The sequence below is a fragment of the Comamonas testosteroni genome (assembly GCF_000761245.1).
GTDB classification, from domain to species: Bacteria; Pseudomonadota; Gammaproteobacteria; order Burkholderiales; family Burkholderiaceae_C; genus Comamonas; species Comamonas testosteroni_C.
Window position 1 is genome coordinate 1 of record NZ_AWOR01000128.1, and the last position, 604, is coordinate 604.

At 55.6% G+C, this 604-nt stretch carries 1 protein-coding gene; it reads left to right on the forward strand.

The window, feature by feature from the left end:
- Nucleotides 1-604, forward strand: a 604-nt coding sequence (locus tag P353_RS29415; RefSeq protein ID WP_157839663.1) for a hypothetical protein, incomplete at both ends; no start/stop codon positions are given.

The following is a 604-nucleotide window of genomic DNA, read 5'->3' on the forward strand; positions in this document are numbered from 1 at the left end:
TATGTGGATGCGGCGGGCAACAGCGGCATCGGCACCGCAATATCCAACTCTTATGCCATCGATACCCTTGATCCGGTTGCGCCAGAAATTACTCTGGATCAAGCCACGCTGGTGAATGGGCGGCAAGTCTCGCCAACGGGTTTGGTCTTCATTTCTGGTCTGGAAGCAGGAGGCCGTTGGCAGTATTCCTTGGACAATGGCGTTTCCTGGATTGAAGGCCGCGGGAACTCTCTGCAGCTACCTGGTCTCGGGGCATTCAGCCTCTGGGTTCAGCAAAGGGACGTTGCGGGCAATGTATCTTCGGTAACTTCGCTCAGCGGCGTTGTTGAACCGCTGGTACCTCCTGCCGTGCAGGCTCCATTTGCCTTTGCTGTGAGTAATTCCTCTGATGGACTTGGTCTCGCACCATTTCAACCTTCCGAGGTGCCAGAGCCGAATGCTGATTTTCTGCATCCTGCGTCGATGATGCTCGGCTCCGTATCTCGCGACACAGGAATGCCTCGTCAAGATAGCTGGTCTGAATATGGCCTTCCGCAGTCAATTGCGGGCGTCAATGACTGGATGTGGGCGTCGCTTTTTGCGCCAGCAGAACCCAATCGCTCTG